This window comes from Streptomyces sp. Edi4 (assembly GCF_040253615.1).
Lineage (GTDB): Bacteria > Actinomycetota > Actinomycetes > Streptomycetales > Streptomycetaceae > Streptomyces.
Window position 1 is genome coordinate 543,102 of record NZ_JBEJGY010000004.1, and the last position, 21,341, is coordinate 564,442.

Below are 21,341 nucleotides of genomic sequence, written 5' to 3' on the forward strand. Positions count from 1 at the left end.
TCCTGGAGCGCGACTCTGTTCCAGGAGGAATTGCCGTAGTGCGCAGGGGAGATGACCATGTCGCACGGTGAACCAACCAGATCGGGGCAGGCCGACGCGTGTACGCGGCTCGCAGGCTCCGACGGCACGCGTCCCCTGTCCGGGCTCACCGTCCTCAGCCGCCCCGACGGCGACCGGACGGTCGTCAGCGTGTGCGGCGAACTCGACCTCAGCGCGGACCACCGGCTGCGGCACGCCCTCCACCCCGCGCCCGCCGCGCCGGACGGCGGCGTCCAGTTGGACCTCGCCAACGTCGAGTTCTGCGACTGCTCGGCCGTCCATCTCCTGCTCAACGTCAGGGAGCGGGCGCTGCCCCCGTCCGTCGCGGCCCCGCCGCTCGAAGAGGCCGTGGCGGCCCGCACCTCCGCGCAGGCGGACGGCCCCGAGGCCGAACTGCGCCAAGAGCTCGACCAGTTGCGGCGGGCGATGCAGAGCAGGGGAACCATCGACCTGGCGCGCGGCATCCTCATGGCCGCCTTCACCATCAACGCGGACGCCGCGTGGAAGGTGCTGGTCTCCACCTCGCAGCACACCAACACCAAGTTGCGCAGCCTGGCGGAGCAGGTGGTGGAGTCGGCGTCCGGCACGCCGTTGCCCGACGCCGTACGGGAACGGCTGTGCGCGGCGGTGGCCAAGGCGTCCGGCGAGAGCGGTCGCGTCGGGTGAGTTCGCGCTAGGGGGCCGCGGTCGCGTCCGGTGAACGCATCGGCGCAGGCGCGTACATCTGGGCGCGCACCGCCTCGAAGAGCGCGGTGACCTCACGCTCCGTCAGGCCCGTCGCGGCGGCCTCGCGCAGCCAGTCGGCGAGGCGCGCCCGCAAAGGTGACTCGGGCTCGCTCTCGGGGGTGGCCAGGGTGCGGGTGATGAACGTGCCCGCGCCCTGGCGCACCTCGACCAGTCCGGAACGCTCCAGTTCCCGGTAGGCCTTGAGCGTGGTGTTCGGGTTGACCTTGGTGTCGGCGGCGACCCGCGCCGCGGTGGGCAGCCGGTCGCCCGCCGCGAGCGCGCCCATCCGCAGCGCCTGTTCGACCTGGCGCACGATCTGGAGGTACGCGGGCACACCGCTGCGTCGCTCTATGCGGAACACGACCATGCCGCCCGCCTCCTTCCCGTGCCGTTCGCCGCGCCGGGAGGCGCCGGACGCGTGGCGCCCGGAGCCGTGGGGCGCGTCGAGATCATACGGATCTCCCCACGGCTACAGCGCCCGGCGCCGGACGCGCCACACGACGAGGGCCACCAGGAGCACGCTCGCGCCGAACAGCAGTCCCGCGGCCGTCCACTGGAGGGGGACCATCTGGTCGGGGCCGAGGTAGTCCCAGACCGAGTTGACGATCCCCAGCTTGGCCCGGCAGGCCTCGGGTGCGGCGTCGTTCACACACGTACCCCAGCCGTAGACCTTCCCGGAGCTGGTGCCGACCCACTGGTCGACCTGGACGGCGTCGGAGAGCACCGCGGGGTGCGCGCCGTCGAGCGGGAAGGCGACCCTGCGCGGCGCGGCGAGCCGGGGCTTGAGGTAGTCGCCCACGAGGAGGGCCGCCGCTGTGGCGATCAGGGTGAGGACCATCGCGGTCACCGCGCGCCGCGCCAGGACGCCGATCACGATGCCGAGGGACGTCGTGAACAGCGTGAGCGCGGTGAGCACCGGCAGCGAGTTGTCGAAGACCGAGCCGTCGAACCAGTTGCTGGACACCACGGGACGCACCGCCCGCCACCACCAGCCGAAGACGCCGCCGAGCACGCCGGTGGTCACCACGGCCAGCGTGAGCGCGAACCCGAGCTTCCACAGCAGCCAGCGCGTCCGGGGCACCGACTGGGTGGACACCAGACGGGTGATGCCGTGCTCCTGGTCGGAGGCGATGAGCGGGGCGCCGATGAACACGCCGAACAAGAACGGCAGATACCCGAGGTAGCGGGCGGCGTCGCCGAAGGAGTTGTCCAGACGCTGCACGGTGGGGCCGTCGAGCGCGTCGCGGGACTTCGCCGGCCACCCGGCGGCGTGCAGGGTGTCCAGCGCGGTGCCGCGTTCGTGGATCATCCAGAGCGTGCCGATGAGGACCGCCGCGGCGCAGGTGAGGAGCGCGGGCCGGTGCTGGCGCACCATCAGCCAGGCGAGCCCGCGCAGCCGCAGGCGGCCGGCACGGGTCTGCTCCTGGGGCGCGGCGGCGCGGGTGAGGGTGCTCATGCCGCGTACTCCTGTCGGTTGCCGGGCCGGTGGTCGGGGACGGCGGTCGGGGAGAGCAGCGCGGGCGCCTCCGGGTGGCGGAGGTACCCGAGCAGCACCTCCTCCAGGGTCGGTTCGGCGAGTTGCCAGCTCTCGTCCAGCGGGACTTCATGGCGCACCAGGGCCGTGAACTGCCGACCCGCAGCGCGGACATCGATCACCGTGTGCGCGTTGAGCGCGTCCGGCAGGGCGCCGTCCGCCATCACGCCGGTGACCAGGGTGTGCAGCGGCACCAGTTCGTCGGCGTCGCCCGCCATCCGGACCCGGCCGTCGGCCACCACCAGGAGGTAGTCGCACATGTGCTCCAGCTCGGAGAGGAGATGGGAGGACATCACCACGGTGATGCCCCGTTCGGCGACCTCCGACATGAGCAGGGAGGCGATCTCGTCGCGGGCGAGCGGGTCGAGGTCGGACATCGGCTCGTCGAGGAGCAGGAGGTCGGGGCGCTTGCCGAAGGCCAGCGCGAAGGCCACCCGGGTGCGCTGTCCGCCCGAGAGGCCCCCCACTCTGGCGTCGAGCGCCACGTTCCCCTCGCGCACGATCCGTTCGGCCGCCGCCTGGTCCCAGCCGGGGTTGAGTTCCTGGCCCATCCTCAGGCACTCCGCCACGGTGAACCGCTTGAACAGCGGTTTGTCCTGGCCGAGGTAGGCGTACCGGGGCATCACGGACGGGTCGCCCACGGGCCGTCCGAAGATCCGCAGCTCGCCGCACGTCGGCTCGACGAGCCGGGCGGCGATCCCCAACAGGGTGCTCTTTCCGGCCCCGTTGGGCCCGACGAGACCGCAGACGCGGCCCGCCGGGATCCGGAAGGACTCCTCCCGCAGCGCCCATACCCGGCGGTACTTCTTCCCGAGCCCGCGCGCCTCAAGGGCCCACCGGTCCCCTCCCGCACCCGCACCCGCAGTGGCCGTGCCGCTCATGCTCCCCCTCGCGAAAGATTCCACTAGTCAACTAGTGGAATCATGGTCTTCAGGGCGTGAGCCTGTCAAACCACCCCCGTCCGCGCGGGGTTGTGGCCGGGGATCCCTTGGCATGGACCGGTCATACCTGCCAAGCTGCCCCACGGCTGCCGCCCTGACCGCAGGAAGACAGCCGATGAACTCTCACCTCAGCGATCGTGCGCCCGCCGCACACCGTCCGAGGCCCCCGCGCGGCGCACCCAAGCCGCGCGGGGGCCACCGAGCCGGCCGGCATCCCGGCCCTCTCCAAGGAGTTCCGTGTGAGACCCACCCCCCACAAGTCCCTCGCGGTGACCGCCTGCGCGGTCGCCGCGCTGGCAGCCGTCTCCCTGCCCGCCACGCCGGCGTCGGCCGCGCCGGCCACCGCGCCCCGCGCCGCCGCGTGCACCCCGGCGCAGGTGGTCGCCAACGGCGGTTTCGAGAGCGGCACTTCACCGTGGACCCAGTCGTCCAGCAGCGTGATCACCAGTCGCGCGGGCGAGAGCGCGCACGGCGGCAGCAGCTTCGCCTGGCTCGACGGCGTCGGCAGCACGCACACCGACACCCTCTCCCAGAGCGTCACGATCCCCTCGGGATGCAGTTCGGCCAAGCTCACCTTCTGGCTGCACATCGACACCGCGGAGACCACCTCGTCGACCGCGTACGACAAGCTCACGGCGAAGATCGGCAGCACGACGCTCGCGACGTACTCCAACCTCGACAAGAACACCGGATACGTACAGAAGTCCTTCGACGTGTCGGGGTTCGCGGGGCAGACCGTGAGCCTGTCCTTCACCGGAAAGGAGGATTCGAGCCTCCAGACGAGCTTCGTCCTCGACGACATCGCCCTCGACACCTCGGGCGGCACGACCCCGCCCGGCGACTCGACCCGTACGCCCGCCTCACCCGCGTACACCGTCAACCTGAGCAGCGACACGAGCGGCACCCAGTGGAGCGGGCGCGAGAGCGCGACCTTCACCAACGCCTCCGCCACCGCGCTCAGTGAGGTCTACCTGCGGCTGTGGGACAACGCCCACGGCTCCTGCTCGGCGATGCCGATCACGGTCAGCGGCGTGACCGGCGGCACGGCGGGTGACCTCTCCGTCGACTGCACGGCTCTCAAGGTCACCCTGCCCGCGCCGCTGTCCCAGGGACAGTCCGCCACCATCGGCTTCGACCTGGGCATCAGCGTGCCCGACGGCGCCGACCGCTTCGGCGCCGACGGCGCCTTCAGCAACATCGGCAACGCCCTGCCCGTGCTCGCGATCCGCGACGCGGCGGGCTGGCACCTCGACCCGTACACCAACAACGGCGAGTCGTTCTACTCCCTGGCCGCCGACTTCAAGGTGACCCTGGACCACCCGAGCGGCCTGCTGGTCCCGGCCACGGGCACCTCGGTCGACACTCCCGGATCCAGCGGCCGCACCATCACCACGGCGACCGCGTCCAAGGTCCGCGACTTCGCCTGGGCGGCCGGCCCCTTCAGCAAGATCTCCGGCACCTCGCCCGCCGGCACGGCGATCAACATCTACTCCGTGTCCGGCATCAGCTCATCCGACGCCCAGTCGATGCTCGCCACCGCCAAGTCGGCCGTGGACACCCACGCGGCCCGGTTCGGCGCCTACCCCTACGGCGAGCTGGACGCGGTGATCGACAACAACTACTGGTTCGGCGGCATGGAGTACCCCGGCTTCGTCCTCGACCTGGTCTCCACCACGGCGCTGACCCACGAGATAGGCCACCAGTGGTGGTACGGGATCGTCGGCGACGACGAGTACAACAACCCCTGGCTCGACGAGGCCTTCGCCGACTACTCCACCGACCTGGCGCAGAACAAGACCGGCACGGGCTGCTGGAACAGCGTCTCCTGGGCGTCGTCCGCCGAGAAGATCACCAACTCGATGGCCTACTGGGACGCGCACTCCGACCGGTACTCGACCGTCGTCTACGGCTACGGCAAGTGCGCCCTGCACGACCTGCGGCGCGTCCTCGGTGACACGGCCATGGCCAAGCTCCTCAAGGACTACGCCACGTCGCACTGGTACGGCGTCTCGACCACGGCCGAGTTCAAGGCGGCCGCGCAGGCGGCCACAGCCACGGACCTGACCTCGTTCTGGACCCAGCACCGCATCGACGGCTGACGGGCCGTCATACCGCAGAGGGGCGAGCCCGGCGGGCTCGCCCCTCTCTCACGCCCGGCGCCGCTGGTCCGTCATGTTCCGCCCGGCGCGGGGCTTCCGGGTCAGCGCGGCGTCGGCCGCGGCGAGGATGCTGTCGAAGGAGCGCGTGATCATCGGCGCCACCACGGCCCGGGTCAGGAAGGGCCCCACCACGGGCATCACCATTTCGGCGCGGGTCGTCCAGACCACCCGGGTGCCGCCCTCGACCTCGCTGAACGTCATGCCGCCGAACTCGTGGCGCGAAGGCGGCACACTGCGCTCGACGACGTACTCCGTGGTGTACGGCGCCTCGTAGCGCGTGATGCGCTCCCTGAGCCAGCCGATCATCCACAGGTGGCTGCGCACCGCGCCGACGCCGTAGGGCGCCGAAGCGCCGCGCCGGGTGAGCCGGCAGCGCACCACCAGGGGCGAGCGCGTGTAGTTGGTGGTCGTGGTGAGCCAGGCGAAGACGTCCTCGATGGGGGCGGCGATGACGCGCTCCGCGGTCATGGTCTCCATGGTCGCTGTTCTCCTCTGTCGAGTGTGCGCACCGCGTCGGCACGGTGCAGCTTGTCCGGGTTGCGCATGGCGTAGAGGCCGGTGATTTTGCCGTCGTGGATCTCGAAGGCGACCAGCCAGTCGAGTTCGCCGTCGTTGAGGAACCGGGCCGCCGGCATGCCGTTGTAGGTGGCGTGCTCGATCCGGGTCGTCGCGGTGATGCTGGTGCGGGCCACCCCGAGCACGAACCGGGCCACGTCGGCGTGCCCGGTGACCGGACGGCGGGCGGCGAACACCTTGCCGCCGCCGTCGGCGATCTGGACGACGTCGGGCGCCATCAGGTCCATCAGGCCCTGGATCTCGCCCTCGGACGTCGCGAGCAGGAACCGCCGCACGATCTCGCGGGAGGCCTCGGATTCGGGCTCGAAGCGCCGGCGCCGCGCGTGGACGTGCCGCCGGGCCCGATAAGCGATCTGACGGACCGTCACTTCCGTCTTGCCGACCGAAGCGGCGACCTCGCCGTGGGTGTAGCCGAACACGTCGTGCAGCACGAACACCGCGCGTTCCGTCGGGCTCAGCGTCTCCAGGACCAGCATCAGGGCCATCGACACCGACTCGGCCAGGACCGCGTCCTCGCTCACGGCGGGGTCGGTGCGGATCGGCTCGGGCAGCCAGGTGCCGACGTACTCCTCGCGCCGGGCCTTGACCTTGCGCAGGTGGTTGAGGGCCTGCCGGGTCACCACACGCACCAGATAGGCGCGCGGGTGCTCCACGCTCCCCGGTTCCACCCCGCTCCACCGCAGGTAGCTCTCCTGGAGTACGTCCTCGGCGTCGGCGGCGCTGCCCAGGATCTCGTAGACGATCGTGAACAGCAGCGCGCGGTGCTCGGTGAAGGCATCCTCAGCCATGGCCCGCTCCCCCGCCGCGCCGCACGCGTACTCCGGCATCCCGACCGCCCTTCCCCGTCCGTTCATGCCCATCGAGACACCCCTGGCCCGCCGGAACGTGACACCTTCGCGATGTGATCCGCTTCACACGGTCACGCGCCGGGGGCCCCGCCCTCGCGGCGATCCGGCGTCCGAAGAACCACGACGTGGCTTTCCCCCGTTTGTTTGCGTGAATGCCCCGTCATACCCTCGGGGAATGGGTGCCGTACCTGAGCCGTATGCGGGCTGGACGTTTCTGACCAATCACGCCCGCGTGCTGGCCGCGATCGCCGACAACCCATCGACCCGCATACGCGACATCGCCGCGCATTGCAGACTCACCGAGCGCGCCGTTCAGCGGATCATCGCCGATCTGGAAGAGGCGGGATACCTCTCGCACACCCGCCAGGGCCGCTCCAACACCTACCGCATCGAACCGCGCAACCCCCTGAGACACCCCGCCGAGGCCGGGCTGACCGTCGCCACGCTGCTCGGCGTCCTGGCCCGGCACGACGAACAGCGCGAGAAGCAGCCCCGGCCCTGGTCACCTGCGTCCGGGCAGGGGGCGCAGGCGGAATCCGGCCGGTCCGGCTAGGCCGTGCCCGCGCCCTCGCCGGGCGGCCGCACCGGGGCCGCCCGCCGAGCGCGCCCCGATTCTCCCGCCTCCCATGGACTGCCAACCGGGCCGCGCCGGGAGAAGATGGTGGAGGCGCTGGGACAGGAGTGAGGTATCGGGCAGGCAGGCTGACGAAGGGCCGACGATGAACGCATCCGAGGTGTCCGGGGAGCGGCTGGGGCCCCTGCGCGTCGCCGCTTCCGAGCCCGGCGGCCTGCTCGACGTGCTCGGCGTCGCCGCCATAGTGCTGGACGAGACCGGCCGGATCGCGCTGTGGAGCCCGCAGGCCCATGATCTGTTCGGCTGGGACGCCCAGGAGGCGCTCGGCCGGTCCGCCGCGAAGCTCCTGGTGGCCGAGGAGCACCGCCCGCTCGTCCTGGATCTGTTCGCCCGGGTGATGAGCGGCGGGGGCACCTGGGCCGGTGTCTTCCCCATCCGGCACAAGGACGGCCGTACGCGGATGGTGGAGTTCCGCAACATGCGGCTCCAGGACGACCACGGTGGCCTGTACGCGCTGGGGATCGCCACCGACGAGCCGACCGTCCGGGCCGTGGAGCGCGACCTGGCCCTGTCCGTGCGGCTGGTGTCGCAGTCCCCGATCGGACTCGCGGTGCTCGACACCGAGCTGCGGTACGTGCTGGTCAACCCGGCCCTCGCGCGGATCAACGGCGTTCCGGCCGGGGAGCACATGGGCCGCACGGTCCAGGACGCGCTGCCGTTCCTCGACGCCGGCTCCATCGAGTCCGCGATGCGCCGCGTCCTGGAGACCGGGGTGCCGCTCCTGGACCAGACGGCGATCGGGCGGACCCCGGACGACCCGACCGAGCACGCCTGGAACGTGTCGTACTACCGACTGGAGGACTCCGCGGGGCGCGTGCTGGGCGTCGCGATCTCCATCGTGGACGTCAGCGACCAGTACCACGCGGCCAACGAGGCCGCAGAGGCGCGCAGACGCCTCGACCTGATCGCCCGGGCCACGGTCCGCATCGGCACCACTCTCGACCTGAACCGCACCGCCCACGAACTGGCGGACCTCGTGGTGACCGACTTCGCGGACATCGCAGCGGTGGACCTGCTCGACTCCGTCCTCGACGGCCGCGCGGGCGGCGAGGAGCCCGGCCCCGGGCCCGTGGCCATCCGGGCCCTGGCGGTCGCCGCCGCCTACCCCACCGACGCGCTGCGCGCCGCCGACACCCCGGGCAATATCGCGAACTACAACGCCGAGCGCCTGGTCACGCGGTGCGTCACGACCGCGAGACCCGTCCTGGTCAGCCATGTGGGACCGAGCGATCTGGTCAACATCGCCCGGGACGAGGAGGCCGCAGGGCTGCTCGCAGGGGCCGGACTGCACTCCTATCTGGCGGTCCCGCTGATCGCCCGGGGCGAAGTGCTCGGCGCCCTGGACCTGAAGCGGGCGCGCAACCCGCAGCCCTTCACCCACGACGACGCCGTCCTCGCCCTGGAACTGGCCACCCGGGCCGCCGTCTGCATCGACAACGCCCGCTGGTTCCAGCAGCAGCGCCACGCCGCGCTCTCCCTGCAACGCCACCTGCTGCCCCGTCAGCCGCCTCAGCCCATCGGGCTCGACGTGGCCTACCGCTACCAGCCGGCCGCCGCCATCGGGGAGGCGGGCGGCGACTGGTTCGACGCCATCCCGGTGGCCGGCGACAAGACCGCCCTTGTGGTCGGCGACGTGATGGGCCACGGCATCAACGCGGCCGCCACCATGGGCCAGTTGCGCACCGCCACCCGCACCCTGGCCGGCCTCGACCTCGACCCCGCCGACGTCCTGCACCACCTCGACCGCATCACCGGTGAACTCGACGAGACCACGGCCACCTGCGTGTACGCCGTCTACGACCCGCACCGCGCGGAGTGCCGCATCGCCCTCGCGGGTCATCTGCCGCCCATCTGGGACCGCCCGGGCCGCGCTCCGCGCCTGCTGCGCCTGCCGACCGGGGCCCCGCTCGGCGTCGGCGGCGTCCCCTTCCGCGCCACCACCATCGACTGCTCCCCCGGCGACCGGCTCGTCCTGTACACCGACGGCCTTGTGGAGACTCGCGACCAGCCCATCGACGACCGGCTGCGGGCTCTGCTAGACGCGCTCACCCACCACCGTCTGCCGCTCGAGGCGACCTGCGACCGGCTGCTCGCCGCGCTGCCGCCGCCCCAGCGCCACGACGACATCGCGCTGCTCATGGCCCAGGTCACGCCCTCACGCCGACCGTCCTGAACGGGTCTTCACACCCCTGCGCAGGGTGTACGAAGGGGGCTTGCTGGGCACCCCCTACCTTTATGACCACCTACGTCGTAACCATCCCCGGAACCCTCCTCGGCGAGCGCACCGAGGAGGCCACGCAGACCCTCGAACGCGCGCTGCGCCCCGGCGATCCGCGCGGCACCCGCCTGGGTGAGGCCGAGGACCTGGACATGCTCACCTTCTACAGCGGTTCCTCGGCCTTCAGCGTGCGCCTCGAAGTCGAGGCCGACGACACCGTGACCGCCGAGCGGGACGCCCGGCAGACGGTCACCGCCGCGCTGCGGGCGGCGGGATACGCCGAGGACGAGGCCCCGCTCGGCGACGCGGTCATCACGGGCATCACCACCGAGTGACGTCATCTCGCGTGCGCGCCGCCGGCGACGCGGCGCGCACGCGACAACCCGGGGCCGGGCCCTCAGGGGGCCGGGATCGCCAGGGGTGACGGTATTCCGGGCATGATCACGGGGCCGGCTTGCGCACGCCGCGCAGGATCGCCGGCAGGCGCGGCCTCGACCCGCCGGCCAGGACCGGCGCGCCGCCCGTCTCCTTCGCGGCCTCCCCATCCGGCGCGGCGACCTCTTCCGCCGGCCGTCGCTGCCACCAGTGGTGGCGCCGGGGATACAGGGCACGCCCGAGGCGTCGGCCCAGGATGAGGTAACCGGCGAAGGCGCCCAGCGAGTTGAGGATGACGTCGTCGATGTCGAAGGCGCGGCCCGTGATCAGCAGACCCTGGGCCGTCTCGACGGTGAGCATCACGAACGCGGTCATCAGGACCACCCGCACCAGACCCCGGGTCCGGGGAAACAGCACCGGCAACAGCACCCCGAACGGCATGCCGAGCACGATGTTGCCGCCGACCTGCTTCACCGTGTCCCGCCAGTCGGGCTGGGCGAAGTAGGCACGGATCGAATCACCCGGCCGCAGATTGGTGTGGGTGAAGCGCACGGATCCCGGCGACGGGACGAGAGTGGCCCTTGCCAGCATCACCGCGAAGCCCACCATGCAGACGAAGCCGACGACAAGGATGGCGGCGCGCGCGGTCGCCGCGCGCCAGGTACGCCGTTGGAGTCGAGGTTCTGGTCCCATGCCGTGCCGGGTACCCCGCGCCCCCGCGCCAACGCGGCCGACCTGAGGGGCAGTTCGCCGCGCACGGCGTACGGATCCGTTGCCGTACGGATCTCTTGACGGGCCCAGGGCGGAGCCCTACGGTTTCCCCGTTCACGTCCAGGCACCACGTTCATCATCGTGAACAGCGAACGGTCGAGCCCACTCCGGCCGGCACCGTCCGCCCAACACGGTTCACCCCTCCCGACGGGAAGGCCTCCATGCGCATACACCCGCCGCTCCTCTCCCTCACCGCAGCCGTAGTCTTCGCCGGCCTGGCCCTTACCCTTCCCGCCTCAACTGACGTGCACTGGGCGCCAGTTGAGACCCCCGCCGTCCCCGTCGCGCAGTCCGTGGCCGCAGCTCCCGGCGGTGACTTCGACCTCTCCGGGTGGGAGCTCCAGGAGCCGGTGGGCTCCCCCGGATCGCCCAGGACAATCCCCTCGTCCCGGCTCCAGGGCGCGGGCGGCTACCAGGACGCGTACTTCTACAGCGACCCGCACGACGGAGCGATGACGTTCTGGGCGCCGGAGAAGGGTGTCACCACGCCGAACTCGCACTACGCCCGCTCCGAGCTGCGCGAGATGAACCGCGACGGCAGCCCCGCGAACTGGACGCTGAGCGGCAACCACCGGCTGAGCGCGACCCTGCGCGTGATGTCGGTGACCTCGAACGTGTGCGTCGGCCAGATCCACCTGGGCACGGGCGGCTCCTCCGCCAAACCGCTGATCGAGCTGTACTACCACTCCAACGGCGACATCGCCCTCGGGATGGAGCGGTCACCCTCGGGCGGCCAGACACTCCACACGGTGGGCAAGGTGGCGGTGGGCACGCCATGGAGCTACACGATCGGCGTCTCGGGAGGCCACACCATCGATCTGACGGTCGACGGGAGCACCACGCACTATCCGATCCCGTCCTCCTTCGACGGCTACCGCCAGTACTTCAAGGCCGGCTCCTACAACCAGTCGTCATCGGACAGCACGGCCAAGGGCGCGCGCGTGGCGTTCTCCAGGCTGTCCGTATCCCACGGCTGAACCGGGCCATGGATCCCGCCATGGACCCCGCCACGGATCCCGTTCCCGGGCCATGACGCCGGGCCCTGGCGCCGACCCCCCAATGGCCGACCCGAGTGGCATAACGGTCGCCGACCCGGGCACTCTTCCCGACAAGGCCCCCGGCCCGCCAAGGGCCCCGGCCACCCGGAACACTTCATCGCCCGTACCGCCGCCGTGGCGGTGCGGGCCCACCGACGTTGGGATGGAACGCGCCATGAGCATCATCGCCTGGATCCTGATCGGCCTTCTCGCCGGCGCCATCGCCAAAGCCCTCATGCCGGGCAGGGACCCGGGCGGCTGCGTCGTCACCATGATCATCGGCATCATCGGCGGTCTGCTCGGCGGATGGCTCGGCAAGGTCATCTTCCACGTCCACTCCATCAAGGGCTTCTTCCACCTCTCGACATGGATCGCCGCCATCATCGGCTCGGTCATCGTCCTCGCGCTCTACCGCCTCATCATCGGCAACCGCAGCCGCAACTGACGGATCCCGCGAGCCCATCGGCCGCCGGCCCCGCCGCCTGGCCCCCGAACGGAGCAGCCGCGTACTTCTTCCTCGGTCTCGGCGAACCCCCGTGCATGACCGGGCCGTTCCGGGGCAGGCGGACGGATACCGCTGGGAGTTCCGCACGCAGGGCGGGCGAGGTTTCGAGGGAGGCTGCTTCAATGTCGGTACTTGGGCGTTTTCCCGCTGGTGGACCGCGTGGGTCATGGCCGGCCGAGGAGTTGGCGGCTCAGCTCAGGAGGCGTGGCCGGGCTGCCACGGTCGTGATGGACCTGGACAGCGACGCGTTCCTCGTGGTCGAGCGGCGCGACGAGGCGGCGTAACCGCCTTCTCTTTCACGGGAGTTGGGCGCCTCTCCCGTTCGGTTCGCGCCATCGCGACCCGTCCCCGACCGAGACACCTTGTGGGTGGCCGGGGGCGGGTCGCGGTGCGTGACATGAGGTGGCCCCGAGGACTCCCCCGAGGGGTGGTGGTCAATGGCCCACGTAGGCCGCCAGATGTTCGCCCGTCAGAGTGGAGCGCGCGGCGACGAGATCGCGTGGTGTGCCCTCGAAGACGACGGTGCCACCGTCGTGGCCCGCGCCCGGACCGAGGTCGATGATCCAGTCGGCGTGGGCCATGACCGCCTGGTGGTGCTCGACGACGATGACCGACTTGCCGGAGTTCACGAGCCGGTCGAGCAGGCCGAGCAGCTGCGCGACATCCGCCAGGTGGAGCCCCGCCGTCGGCTCGTCGAGAACGTACACACCCCCCTTGTCGCCCATGTGGGTGGCGAGCTTGAGCCGCTGACGCTCGCCGCCGGACAGGGTGGTGAGCGGCTGGCCGAGGCTGAGATAGCCGAGCCCGACGTCGGCGAGCCGGGTGAGGACGCGGTGCGCGGCCGGGGTGGCGGCGGCGCCGGAGGCGAAGAACTCCTCCGCCTCGGTCACCGACATCGCCAGCACCTCACTGATGTCGCGGCCCCCGAGGTGGTAGTCGAGCACCGCCGCCTGGAACCGCTTCCCTTCGCACTCCTCGCAGGTGGTGGCGACCCCCGCCATCATCGCGAGGTCGGTGTAGATGACGCCCGCGCCGTTGCAGGTGGGGCAGGCACCCTCGGAGTTGGCGCTGAACAGCGCCGGCTTCACGCCGTTGGCCTTGGCGAACGCCTTGCGGATGGGGTCGAGCAGCCCGGTGTAGGTCGCCGGGTTGCTGCGCCGCGAACCGCGGATGGGGCTCTGGTCCACCGATACGACCCCCTCGCCCGCCGGGATGGATCCGTGCACCAGTGAGCTCTTGCCGGATCCCGCGACGCCGGTGACGACGGTGAGCACGCCGAGCGGGATGTCCACGTCGACGTCGCGCAGGTTGTGCGCCCGGGCCCCTCGGATCTCCAGGGTGCCGGTGGGTTGGCGGACCGTTTTCCTGAGCGCTGCCCGGTCGTCGAAGTGGCGGCCGGTGATGGTGCCGCCGGTGCGCAGCTCTTCGACGGTGCCCTCGAAACACACGGTGCCGCCGCCGGTCCCGGCGCCGGGGCCGAGGTCGACGACGTGGTCGGCGATCGCGATCGTCTCCGGCTTGTGCTCGACGACGAGCACGGTGTTGCCCTTGTCCCGCAGGCGCAGCAGGAGTTCGTTCATCCGCTGGATGTCGTGCGGATGGAGGCCGATGGTGGGTTCGTCGAAGACGTAGGTGACATCGGTCAGCGAGGACCCGAGGTGGCGGATCATCTTGACGCGCTGCGCCTCACCGCCGGACAGGGTGCCCGCCGGGCGGTCGAGTGAAAGATAGCCGAGGCCGATCTCCACGAAGGAGTCGAGGGTGGCGAGGAGCGCGGTGAGCAGCGGGGCCACCGAAGGCTCCTTGAGCCCTCCGACCCACTCCGCCAGGTCCCTGATCTCCATGGCGCACAGGTCGGCGATGTTCTTCCGCTTGATCTTCGAGGAGCGGGCGCCCTCGTTGAGGCGGGTGCCGTCGCACTCGGGGCAGACGGTGAAGGTGACCGCCCGCTCGACGAACGCCCGGATGTGGGGCTGCATCGAGTCCGTGTCCTTGGACAGCATCGACTTCTGGACGCGCGGGATCAGGCCCTCGTACGTCATGTTGATGCCCGCGATCTTCATGCGGGTGGGCTCACGGTGAAGGAGGTCCTTCAGCTCCCTCTTGGTGAAGTCACGGATCGGTTTGTCCGGGTCGAAGAAGCCCGACTCGATGTACAGCCGGGAGTTCCAGCCGCCGCCGGTGTAGCCGGGGATCGTGAAGGCGCCGCCGCTCAGCGACTTGGTGTCGTCGTAGAGCTGCGTCAGATCGATGTCGGTGACCGAACCCCGGCCCTCGCAGCGCGGACACATCCCGCCGGTGACGCTGAAGGCGCGTCGCTCCTTCACCTCCTGGCCGCCACGCCGCACGGTGACCGCGCCGGCCCCGCTGATCGAGGCGACGTTGAAGGAGAAGGCCTTGGGCGAGCCGATGTGGGGCTTGCCGAGGCGGCTGAAGAGGATGCGCAGCATGGCGTTGACGTCGGTGGCGGTGCCGACCGTGGAGCGCGGGTCGCCGCCCATGCGCTGCTGGTCCACGGTGATCACGGTCGTCAGGCCGTCCAGCACGTCGGCCTCGGGCCGGGCCAGGGCCGGCATGAAACCCTGCACGAACGCGCTGTACGTCTCGTTGATCAGCCGCTGCGACTCGGCGGCGATCGTGTTGAACACCAGCGAGCTCTTGCCCGAGCCGGAGACCCCGGTGAACACCGTGAGGCGGCGCTTGGGGATCTCGACGCTGATGTCCTTGAGGTTGTTCACGCGCGCGCCGTGCACGCGGATCAGGTCGTGGCTGTCGGCGGCGTGCGGCGCGGACGACCGCGGCTTCGTCCTGGGGGCCATGCTTCTCGTCTTCTCCATCTGTTCGGCGAAGCCTCGTGCGTGGGCTCCGCCCGGTGTCGCCGCCCGGCGCGACCGGCCGGCCTGCGTGCGGTGGATACGGTTCTACGTCCTCGGCGCGGACCCGGCAACGGGCCGCGTCCACGGACGGACGGGCCGCGCGCCACTCTCGCGGCCGGGAGTGGCGCGGCCCATCTTCCGGTCCACCGCCGGTCAGTCCTGGATCAGGCCTCAGTCCTGGATCAGGCCGAGGACGTTGCCGTCGGGGTCGGTGAAGGTGGCCACCAGACGGCCGCCGCCCACGTCGCGGACGGGGTCCTTGACCTTGGCTCCGGCGGCGGTCACCTCGGCGAGCTTGGCCTCGATGTCCGGCACGTGCCAGTGCGCCAGCGGGCCGGTCATGCCCTGGTCCGCGCCGTTCGGTACGAGACCGATCTGCTGGCCCCCGGCCTCGTACCCCACGTAGTACGGCGCGTCGCTCGTCGGCTCGACGCCGAGCAGCGCGGTGTAGACCGCCTTGGCGGCGGCGAGGTCGGTCACGGGGTGCAGCACGGTCTTGATTCCCCGCGTGGCTGAGCTGGTCATGGTCACTCCTGATGTCGTGGGTCCCGGCGGCCCCCGGTGTGTCGTGTCCGCCACGTTAGTCACGGCTCAGGAGGCCCGCTTCTTGATTCCTGATCGGTTCACGGGAGGGCGCGGGGCGGCCCGCCGAGGCCGGGCGGGCACGACGAAGCCCCCGGCCGCTGCGGGCCGGGGGCTCGACGGGGCGCGGGTCAGGCGTCGTCGCGCCGGTCGCTCAGCGAGTCCCTCGCGCCTTGGGCGCGCTCCTTGGCGTCCTGCATCGCACCCTTGGCCTTGCCCTTGGCCTGGTCCGTCTTGCCCTCGGCAGCCATCCGGTCGTTACCGGTGGCCTTGCCGGCCATTTGCTTCGCCTTGCCCTTGACCTTGTCCATGCCACTCTCGCCCACGGCGAACTCCTGTTGGTCGGGATCACTGACGCCACCAACCTAGGACAAATGCCGCGAATCCGCCCGATGAGGAGCCCACCGGGTGACGGCCGCCTTCGGCATCCGCCCCGGCGGCGCGATCGTGTGCGCGGCGACGGGGCAGGATGGCTCCATGAGCCTCCCCGACGCCATCACCGCGACCCTCGCCGCCCGCGAGAAGGTCGATTCCGAGCAGGACTTCGCACGCACCCGGCAGATCATGACGTTCGTCCACGCGACGGACGACGCCGAGGCGGTCGAACTGGGCATGTTCGAGGGGCCGTTGCCCATTCCCGCCGTCGGGCAGAACGTCACTCTGTGGATCACCGGCCATCCCCTCGTCGTCCAGCGCGTCGAGACCCATTACGGACTCGGCGGCGCGGACACCCACCCCGGGCGTGAGCAGGTCGCCTCCGTCATCGTGTTCGTCGCGCCCCACACCCGCTGAGCCACGGGGCAGTTGACGCCGACGGCCTCCCGCACCGGTGACCGGTGCGGGAGGCCGTCACGCGTGATCACACGCCGGAGGACACCGGCTCACGGTGAGGGCTCGACGCCGACGGCGTCCCGGGGCCCGACCCGCGAGCGGGCCGCACCAGGGCGAGGACGAGCACTCCGCCGAGGGCCGCCGCGAGGGCCGAGAGCAGGAACACCCGGTCGAGGCCGGTGGCGAAGGCCTGGTGCACCAGGTGCTGGGCGGCGTCTCGGTGGGCGCCGGGCGCCGCTTCGACCAGACGCTGTGCCTGCCCGCCGGCCAGCGCGGCAGCGCCTCGGTCGGCGTCCGCAACGGTGCCGGACGTGGCCAGCGTGTCGGCCGCACGGCTGGTGAAGACCGCGCCGAGGACCGCGATGGCCAGCGTCATGCCCAGTTGCCGGAAGGTGTTGACCGCGCCGCCCGCCATCCCCGCCCGCTGCGGCGGCACGGTGGAGGCGGCCGCCGAGACCAGGACCGGGGTGGCGAGACCCACCCCGACACCGGCGACCACGAGCCCCGCCACGAGCGCGGACCGGCCCGCGTCCGCCGTCATCCCGGCCCGCAGCAGCAGCATGCCGGCCGCGACAAGGAGCAGGCCTCCGCCGATGGGGAACCTCGGCGCGAGCCGCTGCATGTGACGCCCCGCGAAAACGGCGACGACGAAGGACGCCGCCGCCAGCGGAGTCAGGGCGAGGCCCGCCGCGACGGGGCTGAGGCCCACCACGGACTGGAGCCACAGGGAGACCAGCACCAGACATCCGAAGGCCCCGCCCTGCAACAGCAGCGCGCCACCCATCAGGCCGGCGAACGAGGGGCGGCGCAGCAGCGCCAGATCCAGCATCGGGGAGCCGCCCCCGCGTGCGGTGCGGTGCTCGATCACCACGAACGCGACAAGTGCCACGGCGGTGACGGCGAACGTCGCCAGGGTCACGGCCCCGGTCCAGCCCTCCTCGCCGCCGCGTATGAGCCCGTAGGTGAGGGTGCCCGCGGCCACGGTGAAGGCGGTCGCGCCGGCCAGGTCGACGCGGGCCTGCGGCTCTGCTGCCGTACGGGCCCGGTCGGGGCGCACCACGCGGAGCGTCATGACGATGGCGACGGCGGCGATGGGCAGGTTGACATAGAAGATGGTGGGCCAGCTGAGATGTTCGGTGAGCAGCCCGCCGAGCAGCGGTCCCGCCGCGGCGGCGGCTCCGTTGGCCGCGCCCCACACGCCGAACGCGGTGCCCCGGTCCCTGCCCTGGTACGAGGTGAGCAGCAGCGCGGGCGCGGTGGCGAACATCGCGGCGCCTCCGACGCCCTGCACCACGCGGGCCGCGATCAGCACGCCGGCGTTGGGGGCGAGGCCGCACAGGAGGGAGGCCACGGCGAACAGGGCCAGGCCGTAGACGTAGAACCGCCGGTGGCCGAACCGGTCCGCGAGGGAACCGGAGGCGAGGAGCAGGGCGGCGAGGGCCAGGGCGTATCCGTCGATCACCCATTGCAGCGAGGTGAAGGAGGCGTCGAGGTCGTCAGCCATGCTGGGCAGTGCCACGTTCACGATGGTCACGTCCACCAGCAGGATGAAGGCGCCAAGGCAGACCGCCGTAAGGGGCCACCACTTGCGCATGTCAGGTTCTCCGATCGGATCGAGCGTGTGAGGGGGGACCGACTGGGCGCGTGCGGCCGCGCCGTGTTCCCCGTGGACGAGTCTCGGGGGCGCGCACGCGATTTCCTGCGCCGACTGCTACTGGTTGCGTGAATCCGACATGATGGAGCGCGTGAAGACGTATCTCGACACCCTCAGCCGTGCGGACCGTGAGCTGTCACAGGAGGATCTGGCGCTGGCACATGCCTTGCAGATCAACGGCAGGGCCTCGTTCCGTGAGATCGCCGACGCCCTCGGCATCTCCGACCAGACCGCCGCGCGCCGCTGGTCGCGCCTTCGCTCGGCGGGAAAGCTGCGGGTGCTCGGCCTGACCGACCCGCAGCGGCTGGGCGATTCGCCCTGGGTCGTACGCGTACGGTGCACGCCGGACGCGGCCGCGTCCATCGGGGAGGCGATGGCCCGGCGCGTGGACACCAGCTGGGTCAGTCTCAGTTCGGGCGGCACCGAGATCTCCTGCTCGGTCCGCACGCGCGGCCCGGGCATCGAGGAATCCCTGCTCCTCCAGAAGCTGCCGCGCACCCCCCAGGTGCTGGACGTGTCGGCGCACTGTCTGCTGCATGTCTACTTCGGGCAGGATCTCAGCACCATCAACAAGCGCGGCCCCCTCACGCCCGCCCAGGTCGAGGCCCTCACCCCGCCGCCCGCGCCGCGACGGGACGCCGCCGACGCCGTGGTGACGCTCGACGACGGCGACCGCCGGCTGCTCGATCTGCTGGCCCGCGACGGGCGCGCGGCGCCGGCGGAACTGGCCGCCGCGACCGGCCTGTCCCAGTCGACCGTGCGCCGCCGGATCAGCGAGCTGCGGACGGCCGGGGCGCTCTACTTCGACGTGGAGTACCACCCGGACGTCCTGCAACGGAACTTCCGGGCCGCGCTCTGGCTGGAGATCGACCCGTCCCGGCTGGCCGAGGCCGGGGCCGCGATCGCCGCGCATCCCGAAGTGTCCTTCGCCGCCGCCGTGACCGGCACGTGCAATCTGTACGCCAGCATCGACGTCACCAGCGCCCAGCTCTTCTACCGCTACCTCACCGAGTCGGTGGCCACCCTGCCGGGCCTTCGCCACACGGCGACGGTGCCCATCCACCGCACCCTCAAGGGCCCCGGCCCCTATCTGCCGGCCCGCGCGCAAGCGGCCCGCGCATAGGCGGACCGCGCATAGGCGGACCGCGTCAGGCCGGGTCCTGCGTCGCCGGCACAGTCGTCACCTTCACGTACCGGCCGTGCGCGAGATGGCGTTCGGCCGCCCGCACCGCGGCCGCGAGCGACCGCTCTCCCATCAGGACGCACAGCGTGTACGCCGCGTCGTCCCGCGCCTGCCGCGCGCCCACGTCCTGCGGCGCGCGGGCGGCGCGGCGTTCGCGGCTGCGCAGGAGGGCCAGGAGTTCATGGACGACGTACCTGTGGGGCGACAGCATCATCGGCTCCGGCATCGGACGACGGATGAAGGACGAAAGAAGCACGCGAAGGAAGGGCCGCCCCCGAGGGTGCCTTTCATCGTGCCCCGGACGGCCCCCATCACGCACCCCGGAACATGACCGTGTGTGATGAGAGCGCGACGCGGAGCACCCTCTGTCCCTGCGGAAATTAATGGCACCCCTCAATGGTTGGTATATGCATCGACCTAATTCGGCTCGACCTGCCGGCCCCCGCCGGTCCAGGTCGGCACTGATTCAGCGAGGCACCGTGAACGACCGCACACCCGAGCAGCCCGCCGAAATCGTGGCCCAGCTGCGCGCCACCTTCCGCTCCGGCCGCACCCAGCCCGTCGAGTGGCGGGTCACGCAGTTGCGCCGGCTGCGCCGGCTGCTCACCGAGCACGGCGGCGACCTCGCCGAGGCGCTGCACACGGATCTGGGCAAGAGCACCACCGAGGCGTTCCGCACCGAGGTCGACTTCACCATCCGCGAGATCGACCACACCCTGGAGCACCTGGACGCCTGGCTGCGCCCGGAGCCGGCCCCCGTCCCCGGTCACCTCGGCGATGACGCGAGGGCCTGGACGCGATTCGACGCGCTGGGCGTCGTCCTCGTCATCGCCCCCTGGAACTACCCGGTGCAGCTCCTGCTCACCCCGATGCTCGGCGCGCTGGCCTCGGGCAACGCGGTCGTCGTCAAGCCCAGTGAACTGGCGCCCGCCACGTCCGCCGCGATCGCCCGGCTGCTGCCGCGCTACCTCGACACTTCGGCCGTGGCCGTCGTCGAGGGCGCCATACCCGAGACCACCGCCCTGCTCGCGGAGCGCTTCGACCACATCTTCTACACGGGCAACGGAGCGGTCGGCCGCATCGTGATGCGTGCCGCCGCCGAACACCTGACGCCGGTCACCCTCGAACTGGGCGGCAAGTCACCGGCGTTCGTCGACCGAGGCGCCGACCTCAACGTCGTCGCCGACCGGCTCGTGCGCGGCAAGTTCCTCAACGCGGGCCAGACGTGCGTGGCGCCCGACTACGTCCTGACGGACCCGGAGACCGCCCGCGCCCTGGAGTCCGAGTTCGTCCGGGCCGTCGAAGCGCTCTTCGGCGCCGAGCCCAAGGAATCCGACGCGTTCGGACGGATCATCAACGAGCGCCACTTCGACCGCCTGAGCGCGCTGCTCGACTCCGGCCGCAGCGTGACGGGTGGCGCCACCGACCGGGCCGCCAAGTACATCGCGCCGACCGTTCTGGCCGATGTCGACCCCGCGTCGCCGGTCATGCGGGAGGAGATCTTCGGTCCCATCCTGCCGATCGTCACGGTGGCGGACCTGGACGAGGCCATCGCCTTCATCAACGACCGCGACAAGCCGCTCGCCCTGTACGCCTTCACCGAGTCCGACACCACCCGGGAGCGCCTGGCCGCCGAAACGTCCTCCGGAGGCCTCGGGTTCGGGCTGCCGCTCGCCCACCTCACCGTCTCCGACCTGCCGTTCGGCGGGGTCGGCGAGAGCGGCATGGGCAGCTACCACGGCCGCTACTCGATCGAGACGTTCAGCCACCGCAAGTCCGTCCTGGAGAAGCCGCTCGGCTGATCGCGACAGTGCACCGGCGCGGCACGCCGGGAGCGTCCCGGGCAGTCGGC

At 71.5% G+C, this 21,341-nt stretch carries 22 protein-coding genes; 11 read left to right on the forward strand and 11 right to left on the reverse strand.

The window, feature by feature from the left end; genetic code table 11:
* Nucleotides 1-57 precede the first annotated feature (57 nt).
* Nucleotides 58-705 (forward strand): ANTAR domain-containing protein, encoded by a 648-nt coding sequence (locus tag ABR738_RS04420; RefSeq protein ID WP_350228644.1) that lies wholly within the window; start codon nt 58-60, stop codon nt 703-705.
* Between the two features lie 7 nt (nt 706-712).
* Here the strand turns inward: ABR738_RS04420 and ABR738_RS04425 are convergent, their stop codons facing one another.
* The 3 genes from ABR738_RS04425 to ABR738_RS04435 all read right to left on the reverse strand — a co-directional run bounded on the left by ABR738_RS04425 (nt 713) and on the right by ABR738_RS04435 (nt 3,180).
* The gene (locus ABR738_RS04425; RefSeq protein ID WP_350228645.1) at nt 713-1,132 is read right to left on the reverse strand and encodes a GntR family transcriptional regulator; all 420 of its coding nucleotides are present in this window, start codon (nt 1,130-1,132) and stop codon (nt 713-715) included.
* Between the two features lie 102 nt (nt 1,133-1,234).
* Nucleotides 1,235-2,221, reverse strand: coding sequence for an ABC-2 membrane transporter-related protein (locus ABR738_RS04430; protein ID WP_350228646.1), 987 nt, complete (start codon nt 2,219-2,221; stop codon nt 1,235-1,237).
* A complete protein-coding gene (locus ABR738_RS04435; protein ID WP_350228647.1) occupies nt 2,218-3,180 on the reverse strand; it encodes an ABC transporter ATP-binding protein in 963 nt (320 codons plus the stop codon). The genes ABR738_RS04430 and ABR738_RS04435 overlap by 4 nt, the downstream gene beginning before the upstream one ends.
* Before the next feature lie 299 nt (nt 3,181-3,479).
* On the opposite strand from ABR738_RS04435, the gene ABR738_RS04440 reads away from it, so the two are divergent.
* Complete coding sequence (locus tag ABR738_RS04440; RefSeq protein WP_350228648.1) at nt 3,480-5,339, forward strand: M1 family aminopeptidase; 1,860 nt, start codon at nt 3,480-3,482, stop codon at nt 5,337-5,339.
* Nucleotides 5,340-5,387: 48 nt separating this feature from the next.
* On the opposite strand, the gene ABR738_RS04445 is transcribed toward ABR738_RS04440, so the two are convergent.
* Nucleotides 5,388-5,876 (reverse strand): SRPBCC family protein, encoded by a 489-nt coding sequence (locus ABR738_RS04445; RefSeq protein ID WP_350228649.1) that lies wholly within the window; start codon nt 5,874-5,876, stop codon nt 5,388-5,390.
* Nucleotides 5,864-6,763: an RNA polymerase sigma-70 factor gene (locus ABR738_RS04450; protein WP_350228650.1), complete on the reverse strand. Its 900-nt coding sequence runs from the start codon at nt 6,761-6,763 to the stop codon at nt 5,864-5,866. Before ABR738_RS04450 ends, ABR738_RS04445 begins: the two co-directional genes overlap by 13 nt.
* Nucleotides 6,764-6,998: 235 nt before the next feature.
* Here ABR738_RS04450 and ABR738_RS04455 point away from each other — a divergent pair, with 235 nt between their 5' ends.
* The 3 genes from ABR738_RS04455 to ABR738_RS04465 all read left to right on the forward strand — a co-directional run bounded on the left by ABR738_RS04455 (nt 6,999) and on the right by ABR738_RS04465 (nt 10,010).
* On the forward strand, nt 6,999-7,376 hold the full coding sequence (locus ABR738_RS04455) for a helix-turn-helix transcriptional regulator (RefSeq protein ID WP_350228651.1): 378 nt from the start codon (nt 6,999-7,001) through the stop codon (nt 7,374-7,376).
* A 166-nt stretch (nt 7,377-7,542) separates the two neighbouring features.
* Nucleotides 7,543-9,630 (forward strand): SpoIIE family protein phosphatase, encoded by a 2,088-nt coding sequence (locus ABR738_RS04460; protein WP_350228652.1) that lies wholly within the window; start codon nt 7,543-7,545, stop codon nt 9,628-9,630.
* Between the two features lie 62 nt (nt 9,631-9,692).
* Complete coding sequence (locus ABR738_RS04465; protein WP_350228653.1) at nt 9,693-10,010, forward strand: hypothetical protein; 318 nt, start codon at nt 9,693-9,695, stop codon at nt 10,008-10,010.
* Between the two features lie 106 nt (nt 10,011-10,116).
* On the opposite strand, the gene ABR738_RS04470 is transcribed toward ABR738_RS04465, so the two are convergent.
* On the reverse strand, nt 10,117-10,743 hold the full coding sequence (locus tag ABR738_RS04470; protein WP_350228654.1) for a VanZ family protein: 627 nt from the start codon (nt 10,741-10,743) through the stop codon (nt 10,117-10,119).
* 239 nt (nt 10,744-10,982) lie between these two features.
* Here ABR738_RS04470 and ABR738_RS04475 point away from each other — a divergent pair, with 239 nt between their 5' ends.
* The 3 genes from ABR738_RS04475 to ABR738_RS37700 all read left to right on the forward strand — a co-directional run bounded on the left by ABR738_RS04475 (nt 10,983) and on the right by ABR738_RS37700 (nt 12,647).
* The gene (locus tag ABR738_RS04475) at nt 10,983-11,798 is read left to right on the forward strand and encodes a polysaccharide lyase family 7 protein (RefSeq protein ID WP_350228655.1); all 816 of its coding nucleotides are present in this window, start codon (nt 10,983-10,985) and stop codon (nt 11,796-11,798) included.
* Between the two features lie 235 nt (nt 11,799-12,033).
* Nucleotides 12,034-12,303: a GlsB/YeaQ/YmgE family stress response membrane protein gene (locus tag ABR738_RS04480; protein WP_350228656.1), complete on the forward strand. Its 270-nt coding sequence runs from the start codon at nt 12,034-12,036 to the stop codon at nt 12,301-12,303.
* Nucleotides 12,304-12,485: 182 nt separating this feature from the next.
* Nucleotides 12,486-12,647: a DUF8839 family protein gene (locus ABR738_RS37700; protein WP_502964030.1), complete on the forward strand. Its 162-nt coding sequence runs from the start codon at nt 12,486-12,488 to the stop codon at nt 12,645-12,647.
* Between the two features lie 150 nt (nt 12,648-12,797).
* Here ABR738_RS37700 and ABR738_RS04485 read toward each other — a convergent pair whose 3' ends face one another.
* The 3 genes from ABR738_RS04485 to ABR738_RS04495 all read right to left on the reverse strand — a co-directional run bounded on the left by ABR738_RS04485 (nt 12,798) and on the right by ABR738_RS04495 (nt 16,147).
* Nucleotides 12,798-15,182, reverse strand: coding sequence for an ATP-binding cassette domain-containing protein (locus ABR738_RS04485; protein ID WP_350228657.1), 2,385 nt, complete (start codon nt 15,180-15,182; stop codon nt 12,798-12,800).
* A gap of 228 nt (nt 15,183-15,410) precedes the next feature.
* Entirely contained in the window at nt 15,411-15,764 is a 354-nt protein-coding gene (locus ABR738_RS04490) for a VOC family protein (RefSeq protein ID WP_350228658.1), read from the reverse strand.
* 188 nt (nt 15,765-15,952) lie between these two features.
* Nucleotides 15,953-16,147, reverse strand: coding sequence for a CsbD family protein (locus ABR738_RS04495; protein WP_350228659.1), 195 nt, complete (start codon nt 16,145-16,147; stop codon nt 15,953-15,955).
* A gap of 82 nt (nt 16,148-16,229) precedes the next feature.
* On the opposite strand from ABR738_RS04495, the gene ABR738_RS04500 reads away from it, so the two are divergent.
* A complete protein-coding gene (locus ABR738_RS04500; protein ID WP_350228660.1) occupies nt 16,230-16,613 on the forward strand; it encodes a hypothetical protein in 384 nt (127 codons plus the stop codon).
* A gap of 67 nt (nt 16,614-16,680) precedes the next feature.
* Here ABR738_RS04500 and ABR738_RS04505 read toward each other — a convergent pair whose 3' ends face one another.
* Nucleotides 16,681-18,246 carry an MFS transporter gene (locus ABR738_RS04505; protein WP_350228661.1) on the reverse strand — a complete coding sequence of 522 codons (1,566 nt, stop codon included), beginning with the start codon at nt 18,244-18,246 and terminating at the stop codon, nt 16,681-16,683.
* 151 nt (nt 18,247-18,397) lie between these two features.
* Here ABR738_RS04505 and ABR738_RS04510 point away from each other — a divergent pair, with 151 nt between their 5' ends.
* Nucleotides 18,398-19,429, forward strand: a complete 1,032-nt coding sequence (locus ABR738_RS04510; protein WP_350228662.1) for an Lrp/AsnC family transcriptional regulator — start codon at nt 18,398-18,400, stop codon at nt 19,427-19,429.
* A gap of 25 nt (nt 19,430-19,454) precedes the next feature.
* On the opposite strand, the gene ABR738_RS04515 is transcribed toward ABR738_RS04510, so the two are convergent.
* A complete protein-coding gene (locus ABR738_RS04515) occupies nt 19,455-19,715 on the reverse strand; it encodes a DUF5133 domain-containing protein (RefSeq protein WP_350228663.1) in 261 nt (86 codons plus the stop codon).
* A 253-nt stretch (nt 19,716-19,968) separates the two neighbouring features.
* On the opposite strand from ABR738_RS04515, the gene ABR738_RS04520 reads away from it, so the two are divergent.
* Nucleotides 19,969-21,291 (forward strand): aldehyde dehydrogenase family protein, encoded by a 1,323-nt coding sequence (locus tag ABR738_RS04520; RefSeq protein WP_350228664.1) that lies wholly within the window; start codon nt 19,969-19,971, stop codon nt 21,289-21,291.
* The last annotated feature ends 50 nt before the right edge of the window (nt 21,292-21,341 follow it).

Excerpts from the sequence above, each read along its gene's own strand:
- ABR738_RS04470 (WP_350228654.1), bottom strand. The coding sequence starts at position 10,743 with ATGGGACCAGAACCTCGACTCCAACGGCGTACCTGGCGCGCGGCGACC.
- ABR738_RS04475 (WP_350228655.1), top strand. The coding sequence starts at position 10,983 with ATGCGCATACACCCGCCGCTCCTCTCCCTCACCGCAGCCGTAGTCTTC.
- ABR738_RS04465 (WP_350228653.1), top strand. The coding sequence starts at position 9,693 with ATGACCACCTACGTCGTAACCATCCCCGGAACCCTCCTCGGCGAGCGC.
- ABR738_RS04430 (WP_350228646.1), bottom strand. The coding sequence starts at position 2,221 with ATGAGCACCCTCACCCGCGCCGCCGCGCCCCAGGAGCAGACCCGTGCC.
- ABR738_RS04490 (WP_350228658.1), bottom strand. The coding sequence starts at position 15,764 with ATGACCAGCTCAGCCACGCGGGGAATCAAGACCGTGCTGCACCCCGTG.
- ABR738_RS04480 (WP_350228656.1), top strand. The coding sequence starts at position 12,034 with ATGAGCATCATCGCCTGGATCCTGATCGGCCTTCTCGCCGGCGCCATC.
- ABR738_RS04450 (WP_350228650.1), bottom strand. The coding sequence starts at position 6,763 with ATGGCTGAGGATGCCTTCACCGAGCACCGCGCGCTGCTGTTCACGATC.
- ABR738_RS04460 (WP_350228652.1), top strand. The coding sequence starts at position 7,543 with ATGAACGCATCCGAGGTGTCCGGGGAGCGGCTGGGGCCCCTGCGCGTC.
- ABR738_RS37700 (WP_502964030.1), top strand. The coding sequence starts at position 12,486 with ATGTCGGTACTTGGGCGTTTTCCCGCTGGTGGACCGCGTGGGTCATGG.
- ABR738_RS04455 (WP_350228651.1), top strand. The coding sequence starts at position 6,999 with ATGGGTGCCGTACCTGAGCCGTATGCGGGCTGGACGTTTCTGACCAAT.
- ABR738_RS04420 (WP_350228644.1), top strand. The coding sequence starts at position 58 with ATGTCGCACGGTGAACCAACCAGATCGGGGCAGGCCGACGCGTGTACG.
- ABR738_RS04445 (WP_350228649.1), bottom strand. The coding sequence starts at position 5,876 with ATGGAGACCATGACCGCGGAGCGCGTCATCGCCGCCCCCATCGAGGAC.
- ABR738_RS04425 (WP_350228645.1), bottom strand. The coding sequence starts at position 1,132 with ATGGTCGTGTTCCGCATAGAGCGACGCAGCGGTGTGCCCGCGTACCTC.
- ABR738_RS04485 (WP_350228657.1), bottom strand. The coding sequence starts at position 15,182 with ATGGCCCCCAGGACGAAGCCGCGGTCGTCCGCGCCGCACGCCGCCGAC.
- ABR738_RS04435 (WP_350228647.1), bottom strand. The coding sequence starts at position 3,180 with ATGAGCGGCACGGCCACTGCGGGTGCGGGTGCGGGAGGGGACCGGTGG.
- ABR738_RS04515 (WP_350228663.1), bottom strand. The coding sequence starts at position 19,715 with ATGCCGGAGCCGATGATGCTGTCGCCCCACAGGTACGTCGTCCATGAA.
- ABR738_RS04505 (WP_350228661.1), bottom strand. The coding sequence starts at position 18,246 with ATGCGCAAGTGGTGGCCCCTTACGGCGGTCTGCCTTGGCGCCTTCATC.